This is a genomic window from Streptomyces sp. SID1328 (genome assembly GCF_009865595.1).
GTDB classification, from domain to species: domain Bacteria; phylum Actinomycetota; class Actinomycetes; order Streptomycetales; family Streptomycetaceae; genus Streptomyces; species Streptomyces griseoluteus.
In genome coordinates this window covers 1-1,053 of sequence record NZ_WWKH01000769.1, presented here as the reverse complement: position 1 = coordinate 1,053, position 1,053 = coordinate 1, and the positions used below count along the sequence as shown (strand labels likewise).

The 1,053-nt window shown below is 75.6% G+C and carries 1 protein-coding gene; it reads left to right on the top strand.

Going from position 1 to position 1,053, the window contains the following annotated elements; all coding sequences use genetic code 11:
* Positions 1-57: 57 nt before the first annotated feature.
* Positions 58-1,053, top strand: a 996-nt coding sequence (locus GT030_RS24640) for a GNAT family N-acetyltransferase (protein WP_161202975.1), incomplete at its 3' end; no start/stop codon positions are given.

Genomic DNA, 1,053 nt, shown 5'->3' with positions numbered 1-1,053 from the left:
CGCGCTCGCGGCCCCGCTGCCCGGCCCGGCCTTCGCCGCCGACGTCCGCAGCCGGCTGTGACGGCGACGTACGCGGCGCGCCCCGCAACCTTCGCGCGTCCCCCGCTCACCACCCAACTCCTCACCGACGACATGGCCTTCGCCGCCCTCGCCCCCGCCTGGGGCCGCCTGCACCGGCGTTGCGCCACCGCGACCCCGTTCCAGAGCCACGCCTGGCTGCACTCCTGGTGGCAGTCGTACGGCAGGACCGGCAGGCTCCGCGTCCTGCTGGTGCGCTCGGGCCGCGACCTGCTCGCCGCCGCCCCCCTCACCCTCACCCGGCTCCCCTTCCCCGCGCTGGTCCCGCTGGGCGGCACGGTCTCCGACTACGGCGACGTCCTGCTCGACGACGCCGACGACGGCCGCGCCCTCGCGGCCCTGACCGACGCCCTGTGGACGGCCGCCCGCACCACCCTGATCGACCTGCGCGAGGTACGCGCCGGCGGCGCGGCGGAGCGTGTCTACGACCGCTGGCCGGGACCGCGCCGACGCGTGCCGGACTCCCTGTGCCTGGAGCTGCCCCCGGTGCCGATGGACGAGCTGCTCACCCGGCTGCCGTCCAACAAGGCCCAGCGGGTACGGGCCAAGCTGCGCAAGCTGTCCGCGCTCGGGGTGACCCGGCACACGGCCGGTCCCGGTGAGGCAGAGGCGGCGGTGGCCCGGCTGCTGGAGCTGCACCGGCTCCAGTGGCAGGGCCGGAAGGTCACGCCCGAGCATCTGCGGCCCCGCTTCAAGGAGCACCTGGTGCGGGCGGTGGAGCCGATGGTGCGCTCCGGGGACGCAGTCGTCACCGAGTTCCGCATCGGCGAGGAGGTCGTCGCCGTCGACCTCACGCTGCTCTCCCCGAGCCTCGCGGGCGGCTACCTCTACGGCGCGCATCCCTCGCTGCGCGAACGCAAGGCGGACGTCGCCGTCATACTGCTGGACGCCTGCGCCGCGCACACCGCCGAGGGCTCCCACGGCGCCCTGAGCCTGATGCGCGGCGACGAACCGTACAAGCACCACTGGCGCCCC